Annotated in this window: 26 protein-coding genes; 13 read left to right on the forward strand and 13 right to left on the reverse strand. The window is 63.6% G+C overall.

Going from position 1 to position 25,233, the window contains the following annotated elements:
• Positions 1 to 49: 49 nt before the first annotated feature.
• The 10 genes from ACSZPK_RS02665 to prlC form a co-directional block, all read right to left on the reverse strand.
• Positions 50 to 700 carry an HAD family hydrolase gene (locus tag ACSZPK_RS02665; RefSeq protein WP_437879838.1) on the reverse strand — a complete coding sequence of 217 codons (651 nt, stop codon included), beginning with the start codon at positions 698 to 700 and terminating at the stop codon, positions 50 to 52.
• 76 nt (positions 701 to 776) lie between these two features.
• Positions 777 to 1,721, reverse strand: a complete 945-nt coding sequence (locus tag ACSZPK_RS02670; protein WP_437879839.1) for a hypothetical protein — start codon at positions 1,719 to 1,721, stop codon at positions 777 to 779.
• 94 nt (positions 1,722 to 1,815) lie between these two features.
• A complete protein-coding gene (locus ACSZPK_RS02675) occupies positions 1,816 to 2,079 on the reverse strand; it encodes a PilZ domain-containing protein (protein ID WP_437879840.1) in 264 nt (87 codons plus the stop codon).
• 56 nt (positions 2,080 to 2,135) lie between these two features.
• Positions 2,136 to 3,023 carry a lysophospholipid acyltransferase gene (locus ACSZPK_RS02680; RefSeq protein WP_437879841.1) on the reverse strand — a complete coding sequence of 296 codons (888 nt, stop codon included), beginning with the start codon at positions 3,021 to 3,023 and terminating at the stop codon, positions 2,136 to 2,138.
• Positions 3,024 to 3,154: 131 nt separating this feature from the next.
• The gene (locus ACSZPK_RS02685) at positions 3,155 to 3,703 is read right to left on the reverse strand and encodes a DNA-3-methyladenine glycosylase I (RefSeq protein WP_437879842.1); all 549 of its coding nucleotides are present in this window, start codon (positions 3,701 to 3,703) and stop codon (positions 3,155 to 3,157) included.
• 187 nt (positions 3,704 to 3,890) lie between these two features.
• Positions 3,891 to 4,511, reverse strand: coding sequence for a hypothetical protein (locus ACSZPK_RS02690; RefSeq protein ID WP_437879843.1), 621 nt, complete (start codon positions 4,509 to 4,511; stop codon positions 3,891 to 3,893).
• 190 nt (positions 4,512 to 4,701) lie between these two features.
• On the reverse strand, positions 4,702 to 7,143 hold the full coding sequence (locus tag ACSZPK_RS02695; RefSeq protein WP_437879844.1) for a TonB-dependent siderophore receptor: 2,442 nt from the start codon (positions 7,141 to 7,143) through the stop codon (positions 4,702 to 4,704).
• A 237-nt stretch (positions 7,144 to 7,380) separates the two neighbouring features.
• Complete coding sequence (locus ACSZPK_RS02700) at positions 7,381 to 7,746, reverse strand: hypothetical protein (RefSeq protein WP_437879845.1); 366 nt, start codon at positions 7,744 to 7,746, stop codon at positions 7,381 to 7,383.
• Positions 7,747 to 7,815: 69 nt separating this feature from the next.
• Positions 7,816 to 8,094, reverse strand: coding sequence for a YheV family putative zinc ribbon protein (locus tag ACSZPK_RS02705; RefSeq protein ID WP_437879846.1), 279 nt, complete (start codon positions 8,092 to 8,094; stop codon positions 7,816 to 7,818).
• Positions 8,091 to 10,139, reverse strand: coding sequence for an oligopeptidase A (prlC, locus tag ACSZPK_RS02710; protein ID WP_437879847.1), 2,049 nt, complete (start codon positions 10,137 to 10,139; stop codon positions 8,091 to 8,093). Before prlC ends, ACSZPK_RS02705 begins: the two co-directional genes overlap by 4 nt.
• A gap of 123 nt (positions 10,140 to 10,262) precedes the next feature.
• Here prlC and ACSZPK_RS02715 point away from each other — a divergent pair, with 123 nt between their 5' ends.
• The 3 genes from ACSZPK_RS02715 to ACSZPK_RS02725 all read left to right on the forward strand — a co-directional run bounded on the left by ACSZPK_RS02715 (position 10,263) and on the right by ACSZPK_RS02725 (position 12,337).
• Positions 10,263 to 10,811, forward strand: coding sequence for a gamma carbonic anhydrase family protein (locus tag ACSZPK_RS02715; RefSeq protein ID WP_437879848.1), 549 nt, complete (start codon positions 10,263 to 10,265; stop codon positions 10,809 to 10,811).
• 63 nt (positions 10,812 to 10,874) lie between these two features.
• Positions 10,875 to 11,852: a hypothetical protein gene (locus tag ACSZPK_RS02720; protein WP_437879849.1), complete on the forward strand. Its 978-nt coding sequence runs from the start codon at positions 10,875 to 10,877 to the stop codon at positions 11,850 to 11,852.
• Entirely contained in the window at positions 11,849 to 12,337 is a 489-nt protein-coding gene (locus ACSZPK_RS02725; RefSeq protein WP_437879850.1) for an N-acetyltransferase family protein, read from the forward strand. Before ACSZPK_RS02720 ends, ACSZPK_RS02725 begins: the two co-directional genes overlap by 4 nt.
• Before the next feature lie 13 nt (positions 12,338 to 12,350).
• Here ACSZPK_RS02725 and ACSZPK_RS02730 read toward each other — a convergent pair whose 3' ends face one another.
• Positions 12,351 to 13,109: an SDR family NAD(P)-dependent oxidoreductase gene (locus tag ACSZPK_RS02730; protein WP_437879851.1), complete on the reverse strand. Its 759-nt coding sequence runs from the start codon at positions 13,107 to 13,109 to the stop codon at positions 12,351 to 12,353.
• A 112-nt stretch (positions 13,110 to 13,221) separates the two neighbouring features.
• Between ACSZPK_RS02730 and ACSZPK_RS02735 the strand changes: the two genes are divergently transcribed.
• Entirely contained in the window at positions 13,222 to 14,142 is a 921-nt protein-coding gene (locus ACSZPK_RS02735) for a LysR family transcriptional regulator (RefSeq protein ID WP_437879852.1), read from the forward strand.
• Between the two features lie 7 nt (positions 14,143 to 14,149).
• On the opposite strand, the gene ACSZPK_RS02740 is transcribed toward ACSZPK_RS02735, so the two are convergent.
• Both ACSZPK_RS02740 and ACSZPK_RS02745 read right to left on the reverse strand, forming a co-directional pair.
• Complete coding sequence (locus ACSZPK_RS02740) at positions 14,150 to 15,112, reverse strand: FecR domain-containing protein (protein WP_437879853.1); 963 nt, start codon at positions 15,110 to 15,112, stop codon at positions 14,150 to 14,152.
• 5 nt (positions 15,113 to 15,117) lie between these two features.
• Entirely contained in the window at positions 15,118 to 15,627 is a 510-nt protein-coding gene (locus tag ACSZPK_RS02745) for a sigma-70 family RNA polymerase sigma factor (RefSeq protein ID WP_437879854.1), read from the reverse strand.
• A gap of 175 nt (positions 15,628 to 15,802) precedes the next feature.
• On the opposite strand from ACSZPK_RS02745, the gene glyQ reads away from it, so the two are divergent.
• The 9 genes from glyQ to ACSZPK_RS02790 all read left to right on the forward strand — a co-directional run bounded on the left by glyQ (position 15,803) and on the right by ACSZPK_RS02790 (position 25,233).
• The gene (glyQ, locus tag ACSZPK_RS02750) at positions 15,803 to 16,750 is read left to right on the forward strand and encodes a glycine--tRNA ligase subunit alpha (RefSeq protein WP_437879855.1); all 948 of its coding nucleotides are present in this window, start codon (positions 15,803 to 15,805) and stop codon (positions 16,748 to 16,750) included.
• The gene (glyS, locus tag ACSZPK_RS02755; protein ID WP_437880272.1) at positions 16,750 to 18,804 is read left to right on the forward strand and encodes a glycine--tRNA ligase subunit beta; all 2,055 of its coding nucleotides are present in this window, start codon (positions 16,750 to 16,752) and stop codon (positions 18,802 to 18,804) included. The genes glyQ and glyS overlap by 1 nt, the downstream gene beginning before the upstream one ends.
• A gap of 255 nt (positions 18,805 to 19,059) precedes the next feature.
• Positions 19,060 to 19,590, forward strand: coding sequence for a D-glycero-beta-D-manno-heptose 1,7-bisphosphate 7-phosphatase (gmhB, locus tag ACSZPK_RS02760; RefSeq protein ID WP_437880273.1), 531 nt, complete (start codon positions 19,060 to 19,062; stop codon positions 19,588 to 19,590).
• Between the two features lie 16 nt (positions 19,591 to 19,606).
• The gene (locus ACSZPK_RS02765; protein WP_437879856.1) at positions 19,607 to 20,377 is read left to right on the forward strand and encodes a lysophospholipid acyltransferase family protein; all 771 of its coding nucleotides are present in this window, start codon (positions 19,607 to 19,609) and stop codon (positions 20,375 to 20,377) included.
• 85 nt (positions 20,378 to 20,462) lie between these two features.
• Positions 20,463 to 21,086: a CDP-alcohol phosphatidyltransferase family protein gene (locus tag ACSZPK_RS02770; RefSeq protein ID WP_437879857.1), complete on the forward strand. Its 624-nt coding sequence runs from the start codon at positions 20,463 to 20,465 to the stop codon at positions 21,084 to 21,086.
• Positions 21,087 to 21,096: 10 nt separating this feature from the next.
• Positions 21,097 to 22,848 (forward strand): bifunctional alpha/beta hydrolase/class I SAM-dependent methyltransferase, encoded by a 1,752-nt coding sequence (locus tag ACSZPK_RS02775; RefSeq protein ID WP_437879858.1) that lies wholly within the window; start codon positions 21,097 to 21,099, stop codon positions 22,846 to 22,848.
• A complete protein-coding gene (locus ACSZPK_RS02780) occupies positions 22,848 to 24,176 on the forward strand; it encodes a phosphatase PAP2/dual specificity phosphatase family protein (protein ID WP_437879859.1) in 1,329 nt (442 codons plus the stop codon). Before ACSZPK_RS02775 ends, ACSZPK_RS02780 begins: the two co-directional genes overlap by 1 nt.
• Positions 24,166 to 24,603, forward strand: a complete 438-nt coding sequence (locus tag ACSZPK_RS02785) for a hypothetical protein (RefSeq protein WP_437879860.1) — start codon at positions 24,166 to 24,168, stop codon at positions 24,601 to 24,603. Before ACSZPK_RS02780 ends, ACSZPK_RS02785 begins: the two co-directional genes overlap by 11 nt.
• 9 nt (positions 24,604 to 24,612) lie before the next feature.
• A complete protein-coding gene (locus ACSZPK_RS02790; protein ID WP_437879861.1) occupies positions 24,613 to 25,233 on the forward strand; it encodes a lysophospholipid acyltransferase family protein in 621 nt (206 codons plus the stop codon).

Raw genomic sequence — 25,233 nt, forward strand, 5'->3', positions numbered from 1 at the left:
CAACAGACCCTAACGGCGGCTCACGGGACTCGCAGGAGCGTGTTTCAGCCTACGAGGCGTCCAACGCCGCTCTTAGCTCGGCCAACGTCGCCACGTAATGATCAGGCGACTCGGCCATCAATTCTTCGTAGCTGCCGAAGCCATAGCCCACCGCCACTGACTTCAGGCCGTTCAGCTTGGCGCCGATCAGGTCGTGCTTGCGGTCGCCGATCATCAGCGCCTGGCGCGGGTCGAGCTGTTCCTCGGCCAGCAAATGGGCGATCAGTTCCACCTTGTTGGTCCGCGTGCCATCCAGTTCGCTGCCGTAGATGACCTTGAAGTGCCGGTCGAAGGCGAAGTGCCGGGCAATCTCGCGAGCGAATACCGACGGCTTGGAGGTGGCGATGTACAGCGTACGGCCCTGTGCGCCCAGCGCTTCGAGCAGTTCCAGCACGCCGTCGAACAACAGGTTCTCGTACAGGCCGGTGGTCTTGAAGCGCTCGCGGTAGTGGTTCACCGCCTCCCAGGCGCGGGCTTCGTCGAAACCGTAGAACTGCATGAAGGCTTGCAACAGCGGCGGGCCGATGAAGTGTTCGAGGCGGCACAGGTCCGGCTCGTCGATGCCCAGGCGGGCGAGGGCGAACTGGATCGAGCGGGTGATGCCCTCGCGCGGGTCGGTCAGGGTGCCGTCGAGATCGAAAAGAAGGGTGTGCTGATCCATGGTGCGCCTCGGCCAATCGGGACGCGAATTGTCCCTTGCCGAAGACGCCCCTGCAAATCGCCGGCGCGCAAGCGTATCAGCCCAGCTGCGGCCGATACAGCCAGCGCATGCTCAGGCGCACCGCCAGCCACAGCAGCGCCAGCATGACCAGGCCATAGAGCAGCACCGGCAGCACGGGATCGCTGCCGGCATAAAGGGCGAAAAGCAGCCCCAGGCCAGCGAGTACCGCGATGAGCAGCCACATCAGCAGGGCGACGATGCAGGCGAGTATCAGCTTGCCCGGCAGCAGGCCGGACTGCCACGGCGCCAGGCGCGTCCACACAGCGAGAAACGTCACCCCGGCATACAGCAGCGCACCGGCGAGCACCGCGACTGGCAGCCACAGGTCCTCGCCATAAATCATCATCCCCGGCACCAGGTACGCCAGCTTCAGGTAGATGACGGCCACGCACAGCGCCCACGCCAGGGCCGGCTCCCAGCGGGCGACCAGGCGCGCGGAGGCATCGAGCCGTGCCTGCCCCCGCAACAGCTTCAGGCTCAGCCACACCGGCAACAGGCTGACCATGGCGAAGTACAGCCAGCCCAGCGGTTCGAGGAATACCAGTGTGCCGCTGGCGCCCAGGTGGCGCTCCTGCATGATCCGGTAGACCTGGCCCATGATCTGCGCGTTGAGGTAACCCCAGGCGAACATCAGCAGGACGAACAGCACGACGTACAGGCCCAGCACCGCAGCGCCGTTCTGGTAGCCCGCCACGCCATGCCGTTCGAGGTAGTACCGCGACAGCAACAAGGCCCCGAGCATGCTCATCGCCGCGCCGCAGGCCAGCGGCACGATCTGGTATGGCAAGGCTTGCAGGTAGCCGCCGAAGGCCTCCTCGCTCATGCTGAAATGGACTGTGGCCAGGTTGATCAGGAAGCCCAGCACGCTGGTGCCGAGGGCCGCGAGCATGAAATACATCGGCAGCCGCGAGGCGACGGCGGGCGCCTGAAGCTCGGCTTTCTCGAAGGGGTTCAGGTGCATCGCAATGTCCTTATTGGCAGTCATGAGTCGGTGGTCAAAACCTTGGCTACGCGCCTTGATCCACGTGATGAGCGGACTCGAATGCGTTGTCGGCCTATGCCTCGATGAAGCGCAGCCCGACGCCCATCGCCTCGGTGCGCACCACCACCATGCGCAGGATCGGAGCCTCGATGGGCAGGCCCTGGACCTGGCCGCTGACGATCTCATCGACCTTCAGCAGGTTCTTGGCTTCGTCGAGCAGGATGTAGACGCCGGTGTCGGAAATATCGCGAGTGGTCACCATCACCTGGCCGTGCACCGGATGATCGATGCGCAGTTGGACCTTCATCGGGCTACGCACATGCAGACGCTTGTTCATCCCAGGGCTTCCACTGCAGTAGGAAGTGCTGACGGTACTGGCTCCACGCCATGGGATCAATACCAGCGCGCCTCACCGGCCGGCCGGCGTTTGAAGCGTTTCATGCTCCACATGTATTGGCTCGGGTAGGCGCGGATATAGCGCTCGACCACCTGGCTCATGGCGGTGACGGCGGTTTCCGTGTCGGTGCTGTACATCGCTTCCGGGGCGGCTTCGAGGATGACCTTGTAGCCCGAGCCGTCTTCCAGGCGCAGCGCATGGAGGAACACGCCGACCGCCTTGTGCCCGGCGAGCATGCCCGGCACGAACTTGCTGGTCAGCGCCTGGGTGCCGAGAAACGGCACGAACAGGCCGGCCGACTCGCTCGGCTCCGGGTCGGCGGGAATGCCCACGGAACCGCCACGACGGACTTCCTTGATCACACTGAGAATGCCTTCCTTGGTCGACGGCGCGACCCGGTTGCCCAGTTGCACGCGTTGCTTGCGCAGCAGTTCGTCCACCGCCTTGAGCTTGGGCGGGCGGTAGAAAATGATCGGTTTGCATTGCGAGCAGTAGAAGTGGTTGAGCACTTCCCAGTTGCCCAGGTGGCTGGTGATGCCGACCACCCCCTTGCCCGAGGCCAGCGCCGCCTGCAGCACGTCCAGGCCTTCGACTTCGCGTACCCGTGACAGGGATTTCTCCGCCGGCCAGACCCAGGCGCAGGCGCTCTCGGTGAGGGTCTTGCCGATGTCGCCCAGGCTCTTGCCAACCAGGCGCTCACGCTCGCCTTCGCTCAATTCGGGAAAGCAGTGGGACAGGTTGATGCGCACCACATCGCGCGCGCGGGTCGGCAGCTTCCACATCAGCCAGCCGATGGTCGTACCGATCACGCGCACCGCCCACCATGGCAGCAGGGCGAACAGTCGCAGGAAGCCGACGACCAGCGCACCTTTGAACTTATCCACACGACTCTCCCGACACTCAAAAGAGCACCATTGTACCCGGCTTGACCGGTCGGTTCAGCCGGACAGCTGCGCGATGGATGAATCGCAGCCCCAGAACCTGTTCACGATCTCGTGAGATCGTGAACAGGTCATCAGCACAGCGCCGCGTGGCGATCGCAATCGAGGGTGTGATCCATGACCATGCCGGCGGCCTGCATGTAGGCGTAGCAGATGGTCGGGCCAACGAAGGTGAAGCCGGCCTTCTTCAGCGCCTTGCTCATCGCCTCGGCCTCGGGCGTTACCGCTGGCACCTCGGCGCGGCTGGCGAAACGATTGATCCTGGGCTGGCCACCGACGAACGACCACAGCAGCGCCACCGGGTCGTCCAGCTTCAGCCAGGCCTGGGCGTTCTGCCGCGCGGCCCTGAGCTTGAGACGGTTGCGGATGATGCCGGGGTCTTGCATCAGGGTTTCGATCTCGCCGTCGGTCAGTCGCGCCAGGCGTTCGGCATCGAAGCCGAACAGAACCTGGCGATAGCGCTCGCGCTTCTTCAGCACGGTGATCCACGACAGCCCGGCCTGGAAGCCTTCGAGCAACAGCATCTCGAACAGCCACTGCGGGTCGCGCTGCGGCACGCCCCATTCCTCGTCGTGATAGGCCTGGTACAGCGGATCGTCGGTACACCAGAAGCAGCGCGGCATGGGCGGGTCTCGGGGAAAAAAGGCTGACTATACGCGCGTTCTTGAGCGGCTTTTGATCGTCATTCCGGCGAAGGCGGGAACCCAGATGCTCTGAGTCTTCTGGATTCCCGCCTTCGCGGGAATGACGATTGAGGTGCGCGCGTTCATAGAAGTCCGCTTCTGCCTCAATACCGTCATTCGGTAGCCCTTACATCAACGGCTTCATCTGCGGCCCATGGACCGGCGATGGTTCATAGGGGTCGTACACCGGCGCTGGCGCTTCGCGCGGCTCGCTGAAGTAGATGGTCTGGCTCTCGTTACCGTCCGGGTAGGTCACCTCGGCGTTGGGTTTCAGGTGCCACTCGCCGTCGTCTCCACGCTCGACCAGGGTCGCGCTCATGGTGCACTTGCCGAGCCGGTAGCCGCTGTTCAGCTCGAACTGATAATAGTGCCCGGCCTGCGGGACGAACTCGGCGGCGACCACGCAGAAGTCGGTGTCCGGCCCCTGGTACTCCATTTGCACCGAGGTCTTCACGCCGGGGACCACTGGCGTCTCGTAGTAGTCGAAGGTCAGGTCCTGGCCGGCCTTGGGCATGCCGCGATCCTGGGTATTGATCAGTACCCACTCGCTGGAGCGGATCAGCCCGCCCGTGCGGCCACTGGCCGGGTATTGGTACAGCGCCGAATGCTGGGTGTAGTTGACCATCCGCACCCAGGCCGGATTGGGCTCGTTGTCCGCTGGGACGAAGAAATCATGGTGCGGCAGGAACTGGCAGCCGCCGAGCGGCAGCACCAGGGCGAGCAAGGGGAGGGCTCTGAGGGAGGGCATTTATCTGGTCCCGGCGGTCAGGACTTTTATGGACCGTGGATCGTGAAGAGCATTCCCTGGTCGGGAGGGAAAACGTTGGCGATGCCAGCGGTAAGGTCGCATCGCGCGCATGGCAAGCGCCTACGCAATCGGTATTTCACCGTAGGAGTGCCATGCGCGTGAGGTTAGGCTGAACAGTGCTGATGCGTTACTACAGGTCCGGGCTGTACCTGACACTGAACATGAGATTGCGTGGTTCACCGAAGATGTTCGCGCCCCAGGAGTTGCTGATGCTCTGGTAGTAGCGTTTGTCGAAGGCATTGTTCAGATTGGCCTGGGCTTGCCAGGTAGCGTTCCATCGATAACCGACCATCAGGTCCGTCAGGCTGTAGCCTCCCTGCTTCACCCCAAAGCTGGTGTACGTGCTGCTTTGTGTACGGAATCCGCCGCCCACGGTCCACTTCTGCAACTCTCCAGGCAGGCGATAGGTGGTGGAAAGCTTGAGCAGGTTGTAAGGCGTGTCGCTGTCGAAACGATCGCCACGCTGCGCCGAGTCGCTCGACTTGGTGTACTCGGCGCCTGCATAGGTGTAGCCGGCGATGGCCTGCCAGCCAGGCGCAAGCTCGCCACTGAGTTCCAGTTCGATACCCCGGGTACGGACTTCCCCGCTGGCTTCTGAGCATGAAGCCACGCCGGGACTGCACAACCCTGCTGGCAGCGACTTGGCCAGGTTTTCCTGGTTGAGTTGAAAGAGCGCGGCGCTCGCATTCAAGGCGCCGCCGAAGTATTCGGCTTTGACGCCGATCTCATGGTTAGTGCCGGTTACCGGCTCCAACAGGCTGCCGCCTGCGTCCAGAGCTGACTGTGGACGGAAGATGCGCGTCCAACTGGCATACACCGAGTAGGTGTCGTCCAAGTCATGGATGAGACCGGCATAAGGCGTGTATTCGCGTGTCACCTTGTAGTCGTCGCCGAAGGTATAGGCGCCCGAGTGGGTGGTTTGCTCATAGGCGTACCAGTCAAGGCGCGAGCCCAGAATCAGATGCAGATCGTCGCGCAGGTTGAAGCGTCCGGTTGCGTATAGGCTGGACTGCTCTTCCCGACCATAGCGCGACCAGTTGTAGTCGAAACCAGGTTTGCCGACGCTGTTGGGATCGAATGCGGTTGGGTCGATTATCACGTCGGCATTAATAGCCGGCCCCCCGGGACCATCGTCGGTATCGTCGCGGCGCAAACTGGCGCCCACGACCAGTTCGTGGGTCGCACCGAACAGCTCGACCGGTCCCGTGGCGTAGATATCCCCGCTCTTCTGCGTGTGCTCATAGGTGTAGCGACCGATATTGAGATGGAAGTCGTTGTTCTCATCGGTATACAGGCTGCCGCCGAGCATCTCCAGGTCGCCACGCAGCCAGGTGGTGTTCAGGCGCAGTTTCCAGTCGTTGTCGAAACGCTGTTCCACCTCGACGAACGCACTACGGTTCTTCTTGTTCCAATAGGTCCAATCCGGAGCGGTACGCGCCGAGCGGGAGAAGGCAAAGAAACTGCCATCGACTTGGCTGGGCAGGCCGTTCCAATCGGCGCCGGGGTTGTCTTCACGGTTGAGATAGGCGCCCAAGGTCAGGGTCGTGTCAGGGCTCAAGTCGACTTCGGTGATGCCATAGAACAATTGGCGTTTGTTCTCGTAAGCGTCGACGAAGGTGTTCTGGTCCTGATACGAGCCGACGAACCGACCACGCACGTGGCCGTTCTCATCGAGCTTGCCGCTGATATCAAGCTCCGTTCGATAAGCATCCCAGCGCCCGGCGCTGGCACTGATGACCAGGCGCGGGTCGACCGTGGGGCGCTTGCGTACCAGGTTTAGGGTGCCGGACGGATTGCCCGCGCCAACCATCATGCCGGATGCGCCTCGCAGCACCTGCACGCTGTCGAACATCGCCAACGTCGAAGTCCCCAGGGTGTCGCTGTCATAAGCGATCGGCAAGCCGTCGATCATGATGTTGTCGATGGCTGCGCCCCTCGCATAGAACTCTGGCCGCTCCCCACCGGTCTTGCGCAGAGTGAGCCCTGGCGTGTACAGCGCGATGTCTTCGAAGCGCTGCATGTTCTGGTCGTCCATGCGCTGGCGCGTGACGACCGTAACCGATTGCGGTGTCTGGCGCGGCGAGCTGACCAGCTTGGTACCGATACTGGTGGCTGTTGCCGCATAGGAGCCACTGCCTTCGGTAGCCTGCCCCAGCGTCCTGCCGCTGATGCTGGTCGCGCCGAGTTCCAATGCCGCATCGTCTTTAGCGCTTTCCAGCAGCAGGTAACTGCCATCCGCCTGGCGCAGCACAGTCAACCCCGTGCCGCCCAGGATCCGCGCGAAGCCCTGTTCCACACTGAATTCCCCTTGCAGGCCTGGGCTGCTCTTGCCCGCAGTCAGTGTTGCATTGGTCGAGACCGGAATACCGGCCTGGCGACCGAACTGGCCCAATACCTGATCGAGCGGGCCGGCGGGGATGGCGAAGCTGACCTGGCGTTCGGCAGTGGTGGCGACATCCTGCGCCTGGGCGAACGAGGCGGTGACAGCGATGCCGGACAGCAGGGCGAAACTCAAGGTGGAGGCGCTGGCGCGGCGGATCGAGCGCGTCAGCAGGGTGATGCGGTGGGTCATGGCAGACAGTCCATCTTCTAGGTGTAGCCCGCAAGGCGGGCGGAGGTCTTCCCTAGGCCAAGCGAGAAGCGAAAACCTGCCATGCCAATGAACATATTTTTCGTTTGCCGCGAAGGCTCATCCCGCTGCGATTCATCTCGGAACGTTCGGGATCGCCTGGGCCTTGGTGATCCGGGACCGAGCGCCGCCAGCCAAGGGCACTGCCATGCATGGGCTCATGCCGATCCGGGATCGGAATCAGTTGCCCGCCGCGCCCGGCTCGAAAACCTCGCCACAGTCCATGCAGATCCACAGGCGCTCATACAGCTCAAGGCTCTCGTTATAGACCGGTTCGAATTTCGCCCGCTGGTAATACAGGATTGCGCCTGCGATAGAGGAAGCGAGCCCCCAGAGAAACGCGCCACCGAGCAACAACACTGCGCCCACGGCCATAAGCGCGACAGGAATGGCTTTTGGGGTGATTCTCGGCGGTTCCGCACGCTTGCCGAAGGCGCGCTGTGACTCATGGTGACTGCCTTCACTGATGGATTGCTCATGCAGCACCCGGCACCGTTTAGTGACCGTGGAGCCACATTTCGGGCAATCGTGATGGCTGTTCTTCATCTAATCGACCTCCAGACTCAAGCGTGGACATACCCCCGGATTCTTCGATGTTGCGTCATGCCGGCCATGTCAGTCGCCAGACTTCTTCAGCTTCGGATTGGGGAAGAACTGCACGCCTTGCACCTTCGGGTCAGCCGGCTTGGGCGTGGCTTTGTTGACCCGTGTGCCCAGTTCCTTGGGTACCGACTGGCCCTGGGCGTTGAGCGTATCGGCATAGCCGCAGATCACGCATTCGCGATGGGGAACGCTGTCGACGTTCCACATCTTGATGCAGTCCTGGCTGCTGCACGCCGGGCACACGGCACCGGCGATGAAGCGTTTGGGCGTGACTACAGGTTCGTCGCTCATGCCGCCTCCGCGCTCAGCCCCAGATGACGGAGCAGGGCGTCGATGCTCGGCTCGCGACCACGGAAGTCGACGAACAGCACCATCGGCGCCTGGGAGCCGCCACGGGCCAGGATCGCTTCGCGGAAGGCACTGCCGGTGGCCGGGTTGAACACGCCTTCTTCCTCGAACCTGGAGAAGGCATCGGCCGACAGCACTTCCGCCCACTTGTAGCTGTAGTAACCGGCCGCGTAACCGCCGGCGAAGATGTGCGCGAAGCTGTTGGCGAAACGGTTGTAGGCCGGCGGACGCATCACTGAGACCTCGTCGCGGATGCCTTCGAGCACGTCGAGCACGCTGCGGCCATCGCCATGGGTGGCGTGCAGTTCGAAGTCGAACAGGCTGAATTCCAGCTGGCGCACCATCATCAGGCCGGACTGGAAGTTCTTCGCCGCCAGCATCTTGTCCAGCAAATCCTGCGGCAGCGCCGCGCCCGTTTCGTAATGGCCGGAGATCAGCGCCAGGCCATCCGGCTCCCAGCACCAGTTCTCCATGAACTGGCTGGGCAGCTCGACCGCGTCCCAGGCCACGCCGTTGATGCCCGAGGCGCCGGCATGCTCGACGCGGGTCAGCAGGTGATGCAGGCCGTGGCCGAATTCGTGGAACAGGGTGGTGACTTCGTCGTGGGTCAGCAGCGCCGGCTTGCCGCCCACCGCCGGGGTGAAATTACACACCAGGTTGGCCACCGGGCTGATCAGGCTGCCATCGGCGCGGCGGCGCTTGTCGCGGGCGCCGTCCATCCACGCACCGCCGCGCTTGTTGGCGCGGGCGTAGAGGTCGAAGAAGAAGCGGCCGACGTGCTGGCCGTTCTCGCTGATCTCGAACAGGCGCACGTCCGGGTGCCAGGTGTCGAAGCCCGACAGCTCCTCGATCTGGATGCCGTAGAGCTTCTCGACCACGGCGAACAGACCGGTGAGCACCTTATCGATGGGGAAGTACGGCCGCAGGATTTCCTGGGAAATGCTGTAGCGCTGCTCGCGCAGTTTTTCGCTGTAGTAGCCGACGTCCCAGCTCTTCAGGTCGGCAAGACCTTGCTCGGCAGCGAACGCCCTGAGCTCCTCCAGGTCCTGGACGGCGAAGGGTTTGCTGCGCACCGCCAGGTCACGCAGGAAGCTCAGCACCTGGTCGGTGGATTCGGCCATCTTGCTGGCCAGCGACAGCTCGCTGTAGCTGGCGAAACCGAGCAGGCGCGCCAGCTCCTGGCGCAGGTCGAGGATCTGCTCCATCACCGGGCCGTTGTCGTTCTGCCCGGCATTCGGTCCCTGGTCGGAGGCACGGGTGCAATAGGCGGTGTAGACCTCTTCACGCAGGGCGCGGTCGTCGGCGTAGGTCATCACCGCGTAGTAGCTGGGGAACTCCAGGCTGATCAGCCAGCCGTCCAGCTCCTTGGCCTCGGCGGCCTGCTTCATCTGCGCCTTGGCCGAGTCGGTGAGGCCGGCCAGCTGGGCTTCGTCGCTGACCTGCTTGGTCCAGGCCTGGGTGGCATCGAGCAGTTGGTTGGAGAATTTGCTGGTCAGCTCGGACAGCTTCATCTGGATTTCGCCGTAGCGCTTCTGCTGCTCGGGCGGCAGGTCGATGCCGGACAGGCGGAAGTCGCGCAGGGCATGTTCGAGAATGGTCTTCTGCGCCACGTCGAAGGAGGCCGCTTGCGGACTTACCGCCAGCGCATCGTAGGCCTCGAACATGGCCTTGTTCTGGCCCATCTCGGTCCAGTATTCCGACAGTTTCGGCAGGCACGCTTCATAGGCCTGGCGCAGCTCGGCGCTGTTGCACACCGCATTGAGGTGGCTGATCGGGCTCCAGGCCCGGCCCAGGCGCGCGCCCAGTTCATCGAGGGCCAGCACCAGGCCATCCCAGCTCGGCGAGCCTTGCTGGGTCTTGAGCAGCTCGGCGGTGGCCGCGCGGCTCTCGTCGAGGATCAGGCTGATCGCCGGTTCGACGTGTTCCGGCTTGATCCGGGAGTAGGGCGGCAGGTCGAAGTCTTCCAGAAGCGGGTTGTCTGCGGTCACGGCAAGGCACCTTATGTACGCGAGGAGTGAGCTGGATATGAGGCCGGACAGGGCTTTTCACAACAGCAATGGCCTGCATGTTAATTACAATCCGGACAAACCGCAGCCCGAGAGGTTTCTATCGTGACGATTCGTACTTACCAGAACACCACGCCGCAACTGGGCGAGCGAGCGTTCGTCGACAGCACGGCCGTGGTCATCGGCGACGTGCAACTGGGCGCCGACAGCTCGGTCTGGCCGCTGACCGTGATCCGTGGCGACATGCACCGCATCCGCATCGGCGCGCGCACCAGCGTGCAGGACGCCAGCGTGCTGCACATCACCCACGCCGGGCCGTTCAACCCGGATGGCTACCCGCTGATCATCGGCGACGACGTGACCATCGGCCACAAGGTCATGCTGCATGGCTGCACTCTGGGCAATCGCATCCTGGTCGGTATGGGCAGCATCGTCATGGACGGCGCCGTGGTGCAGGACGACGTGGTGATCGGCGCCGGCAGCCTGGTGCCGCCGGGCAAGGTACTGGAGAGTGGGTATCTCTATGTCGGTAGCCCGGCCAAGCAGATCCGTGCATTGAACGAAAAGGAAATGGCCTTCTTCACCTACAGCGCAGCCAACTACGTGAAGCTCAAGGACCTGCACCGGGCCGAGGGGTATGACCAGGAAACGTGACGCCCGGGTTCGGGGAAGTTATGGTCAGGCATTACTGTGACGCTCTTTACGAGAATGGAAGCCATGACCGTCGACTCCTATGCCGCACCAACAACGCACTCTGCCCCGCCCGAAACGCAGGGCGGCAATAGGCTCGTAGTCCAGTTGATTCTCGTGGCTTGCGCCGTATCCCTGGTCGGAATGCTGGTAACCCTGTTGCTCAACATCAGTGGCGAGGCGGCTCCATTCAGGTGGCAAACACTGCGTGCCACTTTTCTCTGGTGGTGTGAAAACAGCTTGCTGATGGCGGTTTTCATCCTGGTGTTCATGAATCATTACCAGACCCGTACCGGTATCACTGCGTATCCGTCGAGCCAACGACTGCTGGTGCTGTTCGCGGTGTTCGCCGCAGTGGCACAGAAGACCCTGACCCGGTCATTGATGGTGATCGCTCCCGATTTCTGGCAAAACCTGTACAGCGATGACAACGTAAGCACCTTTCTTCTGCGCGAGGCAGTGACCTGGTTGCTTACGGGCCTCGATACGCTCTTACCACTCTGGCTTGCCCTGCATCTTTCACGGCACCAGGCGGACGGCGGGCACGTCGTATTACTTGGTCGCGGTCGACTGGCGCTGACATGGGGTTGTGCATTCTTCTTGCTCCAGCTCACCTTATCGAAATCGGTGACCCAATCACTGCCGATGATGAGTGACGAGATGAAAATGCTGGTGCCATTGTTTGGCGCACTGGTACTTGCTGCCATTGTCCTGTGGGGCGCGTGGGCACGCTTACCGCAACGAGCAAACACACCAAGCCTGGCGCGTTTGCTTTTGCTATCCGTACTGTTGATGGGCGCCTGGCAGTTGTGCAGCGTGGCGATCGGCTTTCTCGCCGCCGTGGCGCTACAGGCCGCGGACAGCCAACTGGCGATTCTGCTGACTGCCGTTATTTGCCTGATTTCATTGCCGCTGCTCTGGTGGTTATCACGCGTTATCGCCAGCTATCTTTGCCCTTCGGCAAGCACCACGCTGTCGCTCTCGAAAACCCAGGAGACACCATGAATATCCGTCCCATCGACGAAGCCGATTTCGATCAGGTCTGGCCGATCATCCACGAAGTGGTCCAGGCCCGGGAAACCTACGCGCTCGACCCCGAGATGACCCGCGAGGCCGCCTGGAAGCTGTGGGTCGAGCTACCCCGCGTGACCTTCGTCGCCGAACAGGACGGCCACATTCTGGGGACCTACTACATCAAGGCCAATGCCGCCGGGCCGGGCGACCATGTGTGCAATGCCGGCTACATGACCGCGGCGGCGGCCCGTGGCCAGGGCGTGGCCGGGGCGATGTGCGCGCACTCGCTGGATATCGCCCGGGAGCTTGGCTTCCAGGCGATGCAGTTCAACTCGGTGGTGTCGACCAACCAGATCGCCGTGGCCCTGTGGCAGAAACACGGCTTCGAGATCGTCGGCCACCTGCCCGGCGCCTACCGGCACCGGACCCAGGGGCTGGTGGATTGCTATGTGATGTTCAAAAAGCTCGAAGGGTGAAGCCGAGGGCCTGTCAGAGGTAAACCCCGCCCGACACTTCGATGCGCTGCCCATTGATCCAGCGACCGCCGTCGCCAAGCAGGCTGGCGATGGCCAGACCGATATCGTCCGGCAGGCCCACGCGGCCCAACGCGGTGTTGCTGGCGACGTAGGCATTCAGGTCAGGGTTGTCGCGCACCGCGCCGCCGCCGAAGTCGGTCTCGATGGCACCGGGCGCGATGGTGTTGACGTTGATCCGCCGTGCGCCCAGTTCGACCGCCTGGTAGCGACTCAGCACCTCGATGGCGCCTTTCATCGCGCCGTAGGCGGCATAGCCAGGCAGGGAGAAACGCGCCAGGCCGCTGGAGACGTTGAGGATGCGCCCGCCATCGGCGATCAGCGGCAGCAGTTTCTGGGTCAGGAAGAACGGACCTTTCAGGTGGATGTTCACCAACTGGTCGAACTGCTCTTCCTGGGTTTCGGCGAACGCGGCACGGATGCCGATGCCGGCATTGTTGACCAGGAAATCGAAGCTGGAACGGCCGAAATGCTCACGCAAGGCGCTGGCCACCTGCTCGGCGAAAGCGGCAAAACTGGCGCTGGCGCCGACGTCCAGTTGCAGCATCACCGCGTTCACGCCCTGGGCGCGCAATTCGGCGCCGAGCGCCTCGGCTTCATCCGCGCGGCTACGGTAAGTGCCGATGATATCGATGCCTTCGGCGGCAAGGTGCTGGGCGGCATTCTTGCCGAGTCCACGGCTGGCGCCAGTAATCAGTGCGATCTTGCGAGTCATCTGAAGTCTCCGGTTCGAGTGAGCGTGGACTCACTGTATTGTCGTATATCAGCCAGATAAACAGGCGGTATCTGGATAAACTATTCGCATTTTCCGAACAAACTGGTGAGCAATGAGCAAGCTCGATCTGTTCCGCACCTTCATCCGGGTCACCGAATTGGCCAGCTTCACCCAGGCCAGCGCCCAGCTCGGCTTGCCGCGCTCGACCGTGTCCGAGCATGTGCGGCAACTGGAAGAACTGGTCGGCACCCGCCTGCTGCAGCGCACCACCCGACGGGTGCAGGCGACCCAGGACGGCCTGGCGCTGTATGAACGCTGCCGCGACCTGCTGGATGATGTCGATGAAGTGGAAGGCCTGTTCCGCGACGACCAGGCGCTCAGCGGGCGCCTGCGTATCGACCTGCCGATCGCCATCGCGCGCAAGCTGGTGATGCCGCGCCTGGGCGAGTTCCTCGACCGGCATCCACAGCTGGAGGTGGAGGTCAGCAGCAGCGACCGCCGCGTCGACCTGGTCCGCGAGGGGTTCGACTGCGTGCTGCGGGTCGGCGCCATCGGTGACGATGCGCTGATCGCCAGGCGCCTCGGCAGCCTGCCGCTGGTCAATTGCGCCAGCCCGGCCTACCTGCAGCGGTACGGCACGCCACACACGCTGGCCGATCTCGACGCGCATCGACTGGTCCATTACGTGCCGACCCTGGGCACCCGCTGCAGCGGCTTCGAGTACGAGCAGGATGGCAAGACGCACTTCAGGCCAATGCCGGGGCGGGTCACGGTGAACAACAGCGACAGCTACAAATCCGCCTGCCTGGGTGGCTTCGGCCTGATCCAGGTGCCGCTCGCCGGCGTCAGGCAGGAACTGGCCGACGGCACCTTGTGCGCGGTGCTGGAGGATTTTTTGCCAGCGCCGATGGTGGTGTCCTTGCTTTATGCCCAGCGCCGCAACCTGCCGCGCCGGGTACGGGCGGTGATGGATTGGCTCAGTGATCTGCTGGAGCGGGAGATGGGACTTTCGCACAGTCGAGAGAAAGCCTGATCCATCATCAAACCGGCACCACCGTCAGCCAATACGGCGTGATGCGCCGCACCCGTACCGGCAGGCTGTTTTCCAGCATGGACAGGATGCGCTCACCGTCGTCCAGCGGGAAAGAACCGCTCAGGCGCAGCTCGGCACACGCCGGGTCGCAGCGCAGCAGGCCGTGACGATAGCGGCCCAGTTCGCTGACGAAATCGCCGAGGCGCATGCGCTGGGCGACGATGAAACCATCGACCCAGGCCGCATTGTCCTCCAGCGCCTGTTGCGGCGCCTGCATCCCCAGCCTGTCGATGTGGGTTCGCCAACCCGCCTCGACGATACCGGCTTGCACGCCATCGCGTAGCATCACGGCAACCCGGCCCTGGCTGACGCTCAGCCGCGTGCCGCTGTCCTCCTGGCGGACGCAGAAGCGCGTGCCCAGCGGCCGCAGGCTGGCCTCGGCGGTCACCAGCAGGAGAGGGCGCGGGTCCTTGCCGGTCAGTACGTCCACTTCGCCATGGCGCAGGCGCAGCAGGCGCCGATCGGTATCGAACAGCACGTCGATGGCGCTGTTGCTGTTCAGCCATAGCTGGGTGCCATCGACCAGCACCTCGCGGCGCCGCTCGCCAGTGCCTGTGGACAAGTCAGCCAGGGCGTTCTGCGCCAGATCGCTTGCGTAGCCGCGCCAGGCCACGGCACTGAGCAATCCGCAACCGACCAGAATCTTCAGCGCCTGGCGGCGATCCATTGGCTGGTAACGGGTCTGCTCGGCCGCCTGGCGCGCGGCCGGGTCATGCAACAAGGCGGCACGCTCGCGCAACCCCGCCGGAATCCCGGCCAGGCGTTGCCAGGCCCGCTCATGCTCGCTGTCGGCCGCGCGCCATTTCTCCAGTTGCTGGCGATCGCCATCCTCCAGGCATCCGGACTGGGCCAGGGTAAACCAGGCGATGGCCTGGTCGCGGATGGCGGGAGCGATGGGGGTGTCGTTCATGACGCTCATTCGAAGCGGTTGGCGTAGCAGGCGGCGAAGGCTTTGCCCATGGCCTTCTGCACCTGGTTGAGGCTGAGCCCGAGCCGGCTGGCGATCTGCGGGTAAGTCAGCCCGTCGAGCTGTGACAGCAGGAATATCTGGCGGATACGCGGCGACAATCCTTCCAGCAACTCGTCGATTTCCACCAAGGTCTCGATCAGCAGCAGACGTTCTTCCGGCGAGGGTTCGTGCATCTCCGGCCGCTCGGCCAGGGCTTCGGCATAGGCCCGTTCGACCGCCTGGCGGCGCCAGCGGTTGATCAGCAGGCTGTTGGCGATGGTAGCCAGGTAGGCCATGGGCTGACGCAGGTCATGGATCGCACTGCGTGAGCGGATGATGCGCACGAAGGTGTCCTGGGCCAGGTCGTCGGCATCGGCCGCTTCGCCGAGGCGTTTGCGCAGCCAGGTTTTCAGCCAGCCGTTGTGGGCGAGGTACAGCCGCTCGACGTCCCGTTCGAAGGTGTGCTCACTGCTCATGGATTCCTGCACCCGGCTGATTTGATAATCGTTCTCAATTTATCGAATCAACGACCTGTAGCGCAACGTCCGAGCGGCTCAGGTGGCGTGGCATCGGGCCTGCACTGGGTCAGCGCCTGGCTGATCGGGTATACTGCGCGGCTTTTATGCCAAAGCCTCGATACCGGTGAATTTCGTGAGCCAGACTACGCCCGACCTGACCACCTTCCAAGGCCTGATCCTCGCCCTGCAAAGCTACTGGGCCGAGCAGGGCTGCGTGGTCCTGCAGCCCTACGACATGGAAGTAGGCGCAGGCACCTTCCACACCGCCACCTTCCTGCGCTCCATCGGTCCGGAGACCTGGAACGCCGCCTACGTGCAGCCCTCGCGCCGCCCGGGCGACGGGCGCTACGGCGAGAACCCCAACCGCCTGCAGCACTACTACCAGTTCCAGGTGGTGCTCAAGCCGAACCCGGACAACTTCCAGGAGCTGTACCTCGGCTCGCTGAAGGCCATCGGCCTCGACCCGCAAGTGCACGACATCCGCTTCGTCGAGGACAACTGGGAATCGCCGACCCTCGGCGCCTGGGGCCTGGGCTGGGAAATCTGGCTGAACGGCATGGAAGTGACCCAGTTCACCTACTTCCAGCAGGTCGGCGGCATCGAGTGCTACCCGGTCACCGGCGAGATCACCTACGGCCTCGAACGCCTGGCCATGTACATCCAGGGCGTCGACTCGGTGTACGACCTGGTCTGGACCAAAGGCCCGTTCGGCACCGTCACCTACGGCGACGTGTTCCACCAGAACGAAGTGGAGCAGTCCACCTACAACTTCGAACACGCCAACGTCGAGAAGCTGTTCGAGCTGTTCGACTTCTACGAATCCGAGGCCAATCGCCTGATCGAGCTGCAACTGCCGCTGCCGACCTACGAAATGGTGCTCAAGGCCTCGCACACCTTCAACCTGCTCGACGCCCGCCGCGCCATCTCGGTGACCGCGCGCCAACAGTACATCCTGCGTGTGCGCACCCTGGCCCGCGCCGTGGCACAGAGCTACCTGCAGGCGCGCGCGCGCCTGGGCTTCCCCATGGCGCCCCCCGAATTGCGTGACGAAGTACTGGCCAAGCTGAAGGAGGCCGAATGATGAGCGCTCAGGATTTTCTGGTTGAACTGGGCACCGAAGAGCTGCCACCCAAGGCCCTGAAGAGCCTGGGCGACGCCTTCCTCGCCGGGATCGAAAAAGGCCTCAAGGTCGCCGGCCTGGACTACGCCAAGGCCCACGTCTACGCCGCGCCGCGCCGCCTGGCCGTACGCATCGACGCGCTGTCGACCCAGCAACCGGACCGCAGCGTCAACCTCGACGGCCCGCCGGTCCAGGCCGCCTTCGACGCCGAGGGCAACCCGACCCAGGCCGCCCTCGGTTTCGCCAAGAAATGTGGCGTCGACCTCGCCGAGGTGGACCGCAGCGGCCCGAAACTGAAATTCAGCCGCCACATCCCCGGCCAGCCGGCCGCCAACCTGCTGCCAGGCATCGTCGAAGCCTCGCTGGGCGACCTGCCGATTCCCAAGCGCATGCGCTGGGCCGCGCGCAAGGAAGAGTTCGTACGCCCGACCCAGTGGCTGGTGATGCTGTTCGGTGACAGCGTGATCGACTGCGAGATCCTCGCCCAGCGTGCCGGCCGCACCTCCCGTGGCCATCGCTTCCACGCCAACCATGCCGTACCGATCAGCAGCCCGGCGAGCTATGCCGAGGAACTGCGCGCCGCCTACGTGATCGCCGATTTCGCCGAGCGCCGCGCGCAGATCGACAAGCGCACCGCCGAACTGGCCGCCGCCGAGCAGGGCACCGCCATCGTGCCGCCGGCTTTGCTGGACGAAGTCGCCGCCCTGGTCGAATGGCCGGTGCCGCTGGTGTGCTCGTTCGAGGAGCGTTTCCTCGAAGTACCGCAGGAAGCGCTGATCACCACCATGCAGGACAACCAGAAGTATTTCTGCCTGCTCGATGCCAACGGCAAGCTGCTGCCGCGCTTCATCACCGTGGCCAACATCGAGAGCAAGGACCCGCGCCAGATCGTCGCCGGTAACGAGAAGGTCGTGCGTCCACGCCTGACCGACGCCGAGTTCTTCTTCAAGCAGGACCAGAAACAACCGCTGGAAGCCTTCAACGAGCGCCTGAAGAACGTGGTGTTCCAGGCCCAGCTCGGCACCGTCTACGACAAGGCTGTGCGGGTTTCCAAACTGGCTGCGTTCATCGCCCAGGGCGTCGGCGGCAATGCCGAGAACGCCGCCCGTGCTGGCCTGCTGTCGAAGTGCGACCTGGCCACCGAGATGGTCGGCGAGTTCCCGGAAATGCAGGGCGTTGCCGGTTACTACTACGCGCTCAAGGGCAATGAGCCGGAAGACGTGGCCCTGGCCCTGAACGAGCAGTACATGCCGCGTGGCGCCGGCGCCGAGTTGCCACAGACCGTCACCGGCGCCGCCGTGGCGGTGGCCGACAAGCTCGACACCCTGGTCGGTATCTTCGGCATCGGCATGCTGCCGACCGGCTCGAAAGACCCCTACGCCCTGCGCCGCGCCGCACTCGGCGTGCTGCGCATCCTGATCGAGAAGCACCTGGACCTGGACCTCAACGCCGCCATCGTCTTCGCCGTCGGCCTGTTTGGCGACAAGGTCAAGGCCAATGGCCTGGCCAGTCAGGTGCAGGAGTTCATCTTCGACCGCCTGCGCGCGCGTTATGAAGACGAAGGCGTCGATGTGGCCGTATACCAGGCCGTACGCGCGCTGAACCCCGGCTCTCCGCTGGACTTCGACCAACGGGTGAAAGCCGTGCAGGCCTTCCGCAAGCTGGCGGATGCCGAAGCCCTGGCCGCGGTGAACAAGCGCGTGTCGAACCTGCTGGCCAAGTTCGACGGCCAACTGCCGGAAAGCGTGCAGGCGCACTACTTCGACAACCCGGCCGAATTCGCCCTGTACTCGGCGATCAAGCAGGCCGAGAACGCGGTCCAGCCGTTGGCCGACGAGCGTCGCTACGGCGAAGCCCTGGAGCAACTGGCAACCCTGCGCGGCCCGGTCGACGCCTTCTTCGAGGGGGTGCTGGTCAACGCCGAGGATGCCAACATTCGCGCCAACCGTTACGCCCTGCTGGCCCGCCTGCGCGCGCTGTGCCTGGGCGTGGCGGATATCTCGGTACTGGGATAAGACGAGTGACGTAGGGTGGGCAGCCTGAATGGCTGCTATGAGGCAATTGCGGACGTTCGTTATTCCTCCGTCATTCCCGCGCAGGCGGGAACCCAGAAGCACTTTTTTGGGCTCCCGCCTGCGCGGGAGTGACGGCGAAACACACCGAGTAATGACGACCGCTCTTGCCTCAAAACTGCCACTCCGAAGTGCTGAAGATAAATATTTTTTGCAGCTCAATGAGCTGGAATGAAGCAGGAACAGCCCTCGAAAGCTATGCGCTTGATCATTCTCGACCGCGACGGGGTCATCAACCAGGACTCCGACGCCTACATCAAGTCACTCGACGAGTGGATTCCCATCCCCGGCTCGGTCGAGGCCATCGCGCGCCTGAGCAAAGCCGGCTGGACCGTGGCCGTGGCCACCAATCAGTCGGGCATCGCCCGTGGCTACTACGGCTTGCCGGTGCTGGAGTGCATGCACCAGCGCCTGCGCCAACTGGTGGCAGAGCAGGGCGGCGAACTGGGCCTCGTGGTGCACTGCCCGCATGGCCCGGACGACGGCTGCGACTGCCGCAAGCCCAGGCCCGGCATGCTGCAACAGATCGCCGCGCATTACGGCGTGCCCCTTGCAGGCGTATGGTTCGTCGGCGACAGCCGGGGTGACCTGGACGCCGCGCTGGCCGTCGATTGTCAACCGGTGCTGGTGAAAACCGGCAAGGGCGAACGCACCCTGGCCAAACCGCTGCCGGAATCAACCCTGGTCTTCGATGATCTGGCGAGCGTCGCCAATCACCTCCTCAGCTAAAGGTCTCCAATCGCCCATGTCGCCCGTGCAGGTTGTCAGAACCCTCGTCTTCTACCTGCTGCTGTCGTCCAGCTCATTCCTGTGGTTCTTCCTCTGCGCGCTGCTCGCCCCGGTGCTGCCTTTCCGCACCCGCTATCGCCTGGTGGTACAGACCTGGTGCCGCCTCGCCACCTGGCTGGCGAAGGTCGTGGCCGGCATCCGCTACGAGGTGCGCGGCCTGGAAAACATCCCCAGCCAGCCCTGTGTGATCCTCGCCAAGCACCAAAGCACCTGGGAAACCTTCTACCTGTCGGCGTTGTTCGAACCATTGAGCCAGGTGGTCAAGCGCGAACTGCTGTACGTGCCGTTCTTCGGCTGGGCGATGGCCATGATCAAACCGATCGCCATTGATCGCAGCAACCCCAAGGCCGCCCTCAAGCAACTGGCCAAGACCGGCGCCGAGCGGCTGAAGCAAGGCGCCTGGGTGCTGGTATTCCCCGAAGGCACCCGCGTACCGCCAGGCCAGATGGGCAAGTTCTCCCGTGGCGGCACCGCCCTGGCGGTGAACGCTGGGCTGCCCGTGCTACCCATCGCCCACAACGCTGGCGAGTTCTGGCCCAAGGAAGGCTGGAGCAAGCGGCCCGGCACCATCCAGGTGGTGATCGGCCCGGCCATGCATGCCGAAGGCGAGGGGCCCAAGGCCATCGCCGAACTGAACGATCGCGCCTTCAACTGGGTCAGCCAGGCACAGGCACAGATTTCCACGGGCGCTCTGCAGGTCGCTGACGACGCCTCGAGTATCGCCTGATCATGCTGTACAGCTCACGACACCACGGGTAGCGACGGAGTAAGCTCACAACCTGCTCCGATGGCCCCTGAAAAAGGATATTTCCATGCTGTCGATCTACCAGCTCAAACCGCGCTTCCAGAACCTGCTGCGTCCTGGCGTGACACGCCTGTACGAACGTGGCGTAACGGCCAACCAGGTGACCCTGGCTGCCGGTATCGTCTCCGTACTGCTCGGCGCCTTGCTGATGCTTGGCCCGGCGCATCCATGGCTGTTCGCCCTGCTGCCGCTCTGGATGCTGGTGCGCATGGCGCTCAACGCCGTCGATGGCATGCTCGCCCGCGAATTCGGCCAGCAGTCGAAACTCGGCGCCTACCTCAACGAACTGTGCGACGTGATCGCCGACAGCGCCCTGTATCTGCCATTCGCCCTATTGCCGGGCGTGTCGCCGCTGCTGGTAATCTGCGTCGTGCTGTTCGCCGTGTTCAGCGAATACACTGGCGTGCTCGGCCCGATGATCGGTGCCTCGCGACGCTACGATGGGCCGATGGGCAAGAGCGACCGGGCCTTCTGTTTCGGCGTGCTCGGTGCCGGCATCGCCTGCGGCCTGCTTTCGGCAGTGTGGATCAACGACCTGCTGGCGGTGATCCTCGCGCTGCTGCTGTACACCCTGTTCAATCGCGTCCGCCAGGGCCTGGCCGAAGTGGGGCGAACCTCTCAATCGGAATAAGGAAGTGCCGGTGCGCGAATCCCGTAATCTCGTATTCACTACCCACGACGGTATCGAACTGCTCTATCGCTACTGGCCTGCCCGCGAGGAAGCCGAACAGCAACGTGCAGTGGTGATGTTCCACCGTGGCCATGAGCATGGCGGGCGCATGGCTCATCTGGTCGACGAGCTGGACCTGCCTGACTTCGCCTTCTTCGCCTGGGATGCCCGCGGCCATGGCCTGTCTCCCGGCGTTCGCGGCGACAGCCCCAGCTTCGCCACCAGCGTGCGCGACGTGCAGACGTTCATCGATCACATCGCCAACCAGCACGGGATCGCCGTGGAAGACATGGCCGTCCTGGCACAGAGCGTCGGCGCCGTGGTGGTCTCGACCTGGGCCCATGACTACGCACCGAAGATTCGCGCCCTGGTGCTCGCCTCGCCTGCTTTCAAGGTCAAGCTCTACGTGCCGTTCGCCCGGCCCGGCCTGAAGCTGATGCGCGCATGGCGTGGCAACTTTTTCGTCAACAGCTACGTGAAGGCGCGCTTCCTCAGCCACGATCCCAAGCGCATCGAGTCCTTCGAGAACGACCCGCTGATCACCCGGCCGATCTCGGTGAACATGCTGCTCGGCCTCTATGAAGCGGCGGATCGCGTGGTAGCCGATGCCCAGGCGATCCAGATCCCGACCCAACTGCTGATTTCCGGCGCCGACTTCGTCGTTCATCGCCAGCCCCAGGAACGTTTCTTCGAACGCCTGGGCAGCCTGCGCAAGGAAAAGCACATCCTGCCAGGCTTCTTCCACGACACCCTAGGCGAGCGTGAGCGCAGCCATGCCCTGGTGCGCGCACGACGCTTCATCCTGCGCAATTTCGAAGACCCCGTGCAGCGCCCGTCACTGCTCGACGCCGACCGCCTGGGCTGGACCTGTGCAGAAGCCGAGGAACTGGCGGCGCCCCTGCCAAAAAATTCCCTGCGCGATCTGTACTGGCGCATGACCCGCGCCAGCCTCAAGCTCGGCAGCAACCTCTCGGATGGCGTGAAACTGGGCTTCGACACCGGCTTCGATTCCGGCAGTACCCTCGACTATGTGTATCGCAACCAGCCGAGCGGCAAGTCCGCGCTGGGCCAGTTGATCGACCGTAACTACCTGGATTCCATCGGCTGGCGCGGCATTCGCCAGCGCAAGCTCAATGCCGAGGAACTGCTGCGCCTGGCCATGGGCAAGCTGCGCGAACAGGGCAGGGCGGTGCGCATCGTCGACATCGCTGCCGGCCACGGTCGCTATATTCTCGAATCGCTGCAGGGCATGGAGCACAAGCCCGACTCGATCCTGCTGCGCGACTACAGCGACATCAACGTGCGTGACGGCGGCGCGTTGATCGAGCAGAAGGGGCTGAGTGATATCGCCCGCTTCGTCAAAGGCGACGCCTTCGACCGTGCCGACCTGGCTGCGCTCGATCCCAAACCAACCCTCGCGGTGGTTTCGGGCCTGTACGAACTGTTCGGCAGCAATACGATGGTGGGCGACTCGCTGGCGGGCCTCGCGGCGGCTATCGAGGAGGGCGGTTACCTGATCTACACCGGCCAACCCTGGCATCCACAGTTGGAGCTGATCGCCCGCGCCCTGACCAGTCACCGCGATGGCCAGGCCTGGGTCATGCGCCGTCGTAGCCAGGCGGAAATGGACCAACTGGTCGAGGCCGCCGGCTTCCGCAAGCTGACCCAGCGTATCGACGAGTGGGGCATCTTCAGCGTTTCCCTGGCGCAACGGGTGTCCTGATGAACGTCGCGGCCACTGCTCGGGAAAAGGGCTTGTGGAAGCGTGGGGTGCTCTGGTTGCTGTTGCTAGGCCCATTGTTCTTCGCCAGCTACGGCTTCGCCACCTGGTTGAGCGCGCAGCGCAGCGACGTGGGCATCTTCGTTTTCTCTTGGGAACGCTGGGTGCCATTGTGGCCGTGGAGCATAGTCCCCTACTGGTCCATCGATCTGCTGTACGGGCTGTCCTTCCTTTTGCCCTTCACCCGACGGGAAATGGACCGCCACGCCCTGCGCCTGCTCAGCGCACAGATCATTTGCATCAGCTGCTTCCTGCTCTGGCCGCTGCGTTTCAGCTTCGAGCGCCCGGAACAGGAAGGCGTGTTCGGGATTATGTTCGACGTGCTGATGGGCTTCGACAAACCCTTCAACCAGGCTCCGTCGCTGCATATCACCTTGTTGGTGATCATCTGGGCGATGTTCACTCGGCATACTTCAGGCGCCATCGCTAAACCGGCCATGCACCTGTGGATGGCGCTGATCGGTTTGTCGGTGCTGACCACCTGGCAACATCATTTCATCGACGTCCCCACTGGTGTACTGGCAGGGCTGCTGTGCCTGTGGTTGTGGCCCATGGAAGGGCAGAGCCCTCTGCATAGCCTGCACCTCGCCCGCGACCCCAAGCGCTGGCGACTGGCATTGCGCTACAGCCTGGGGGTATTGCTCTGTAGCGCTCTGGCAATCAACCTGGGAGGCGCTGCGCCCTGGTTGCTGTGGCCCGCCGTCTCGTTGCTGCTGGTCGCACTCAACTACGCCGTATTGGGGCCAGTGGGTTTCCAGAAGCGCGCCGACGGTAGCCTCAGCCCTGCTGCAACCTGGCTGTTCGCACCTTATCTGCTGTGTGCCTGGGTCAACTCGCGACTGTGGACAAGACGCCATCCACGGGCCGATGAAATCGTTCCCGGCGTCTGGCTCGGGCGTCTGCCAGCTTGCTCGGACAGCCAAGCCCATTCAGCCTGGGTCGACCTGTGTGCCGAATTGCCGGTACGCGTCACCGGCCAGAGCTACCGCAGCGTGCCCGTACTCGACCTGACCGTACCGGATACTGACGCTTGTCAGCACGCCGCCGAAGCTATAGAAGCGGCACGCTTGAAGGGGCCGGTGCTGGTGTTCTGTGCGTTGGGCTACTCGCGCAGTGCGACGGCTATCGCTGCCTGGCTGCTGCGTCATGGCCACTGTCACGACAGCGACGAAGCTGAAGCGCTGATCAGGCGGGCACGTCCAGGTATCGTTCTCAGCGATGCCCATCGACGCGTGTTGTCGACAGCCAGAGGGCTTGCCAATGAGCGCTGACTGGAACCTCGCGCTGGTCGCCGCCCTGCTACGTCGTGGAAGGGCCCTGGACAGCGTTTCCACGGGCTTTACTCTGGTGGCCCTGGCATCCGGCCTTATCTGCCAGTTGAACGCGCTCAGCGCGCCTCTCTGCGCGTTGCTGCTGGTCGCAGGCCTGCTGCAGAAGTACTGGGCCGTACGCGTTGCCTTGGACGCCGAGCTGTTCCAGGCGTTGGCGAACTCGTCCGACCTCGCTGCAGACAGCCAAGGGCTCGACCGCGCCCTGATCGATAACGGCCTGGTCGCCAGTGCCCAGACGACACGTTCCTGGCCATCACGCTGCCAAGGCGCGCTGAAACTACTCAAGTACCAGGCCGCCACCGTCGTCTTTCAGTTCTTTCTGGGGATCGTGGCGGTGCTCGTCACACCCTGGTTTTCCTTCGCCTAGGAGTCATCCATGCTGTCTGCCATCACCGCATTCATCATCACCTCCGGAGCCCGCCTGATAACCGGAGCCCGGGCCTTGTGGCTGGGTTGTACAGCGCAGCCGGTGCAGCGCCTGTATTACGCCAACCACAGCAGCCACGGCGACTTCGTGCTGCTCTGGGCATCGTTGCCAGCGGAACTGCGCCGGCGTACACGACCGGTGGCCGGTGCCGATTACTGGCAGAAGGACGGTATCCGCCGCTACGTCATCAATGAGGTGTTCAACGGCGTGCTGATCGATCGCGAAAGAAGCTCACCCGAAGCCAACCCGTTGCAACCGATGCTCGATGCCCTGGATGAAGGCGATTCGCTGATCATCTTTCCCGAGGGCACGCGCAACCTGGAAGACGGCCTGTTGCCGTTCAAGAGCGGCCTGTTCCACCTGGCCACCGCACGTCCGAATGTAGAGTTGGTACCCGTGTGGATCGCCAACCTCAACCGTGTGATGCCGAAGGGCAGGGCGCTGCCCTTGCCGCTGCTGTGTACCCTGAGCTTCGGTGCGCCACTCGAACACCTGCCCGACGAAGACAAGACCGCATTCCTGGAGCGTGCACGCAACGCGCTGCTGGCCCTGGCCCCGGAGGAGAACTGA

The organism is Pseudomonas sp. LRF_L74, assembly GCF_965644255.1.
Taxonomy (GTDB): Bacteria; Pseudomonadota; Gammaproteobacteria; order Pseudomonadales; family Pseudomonadaceae; genus Aquipseudomonas.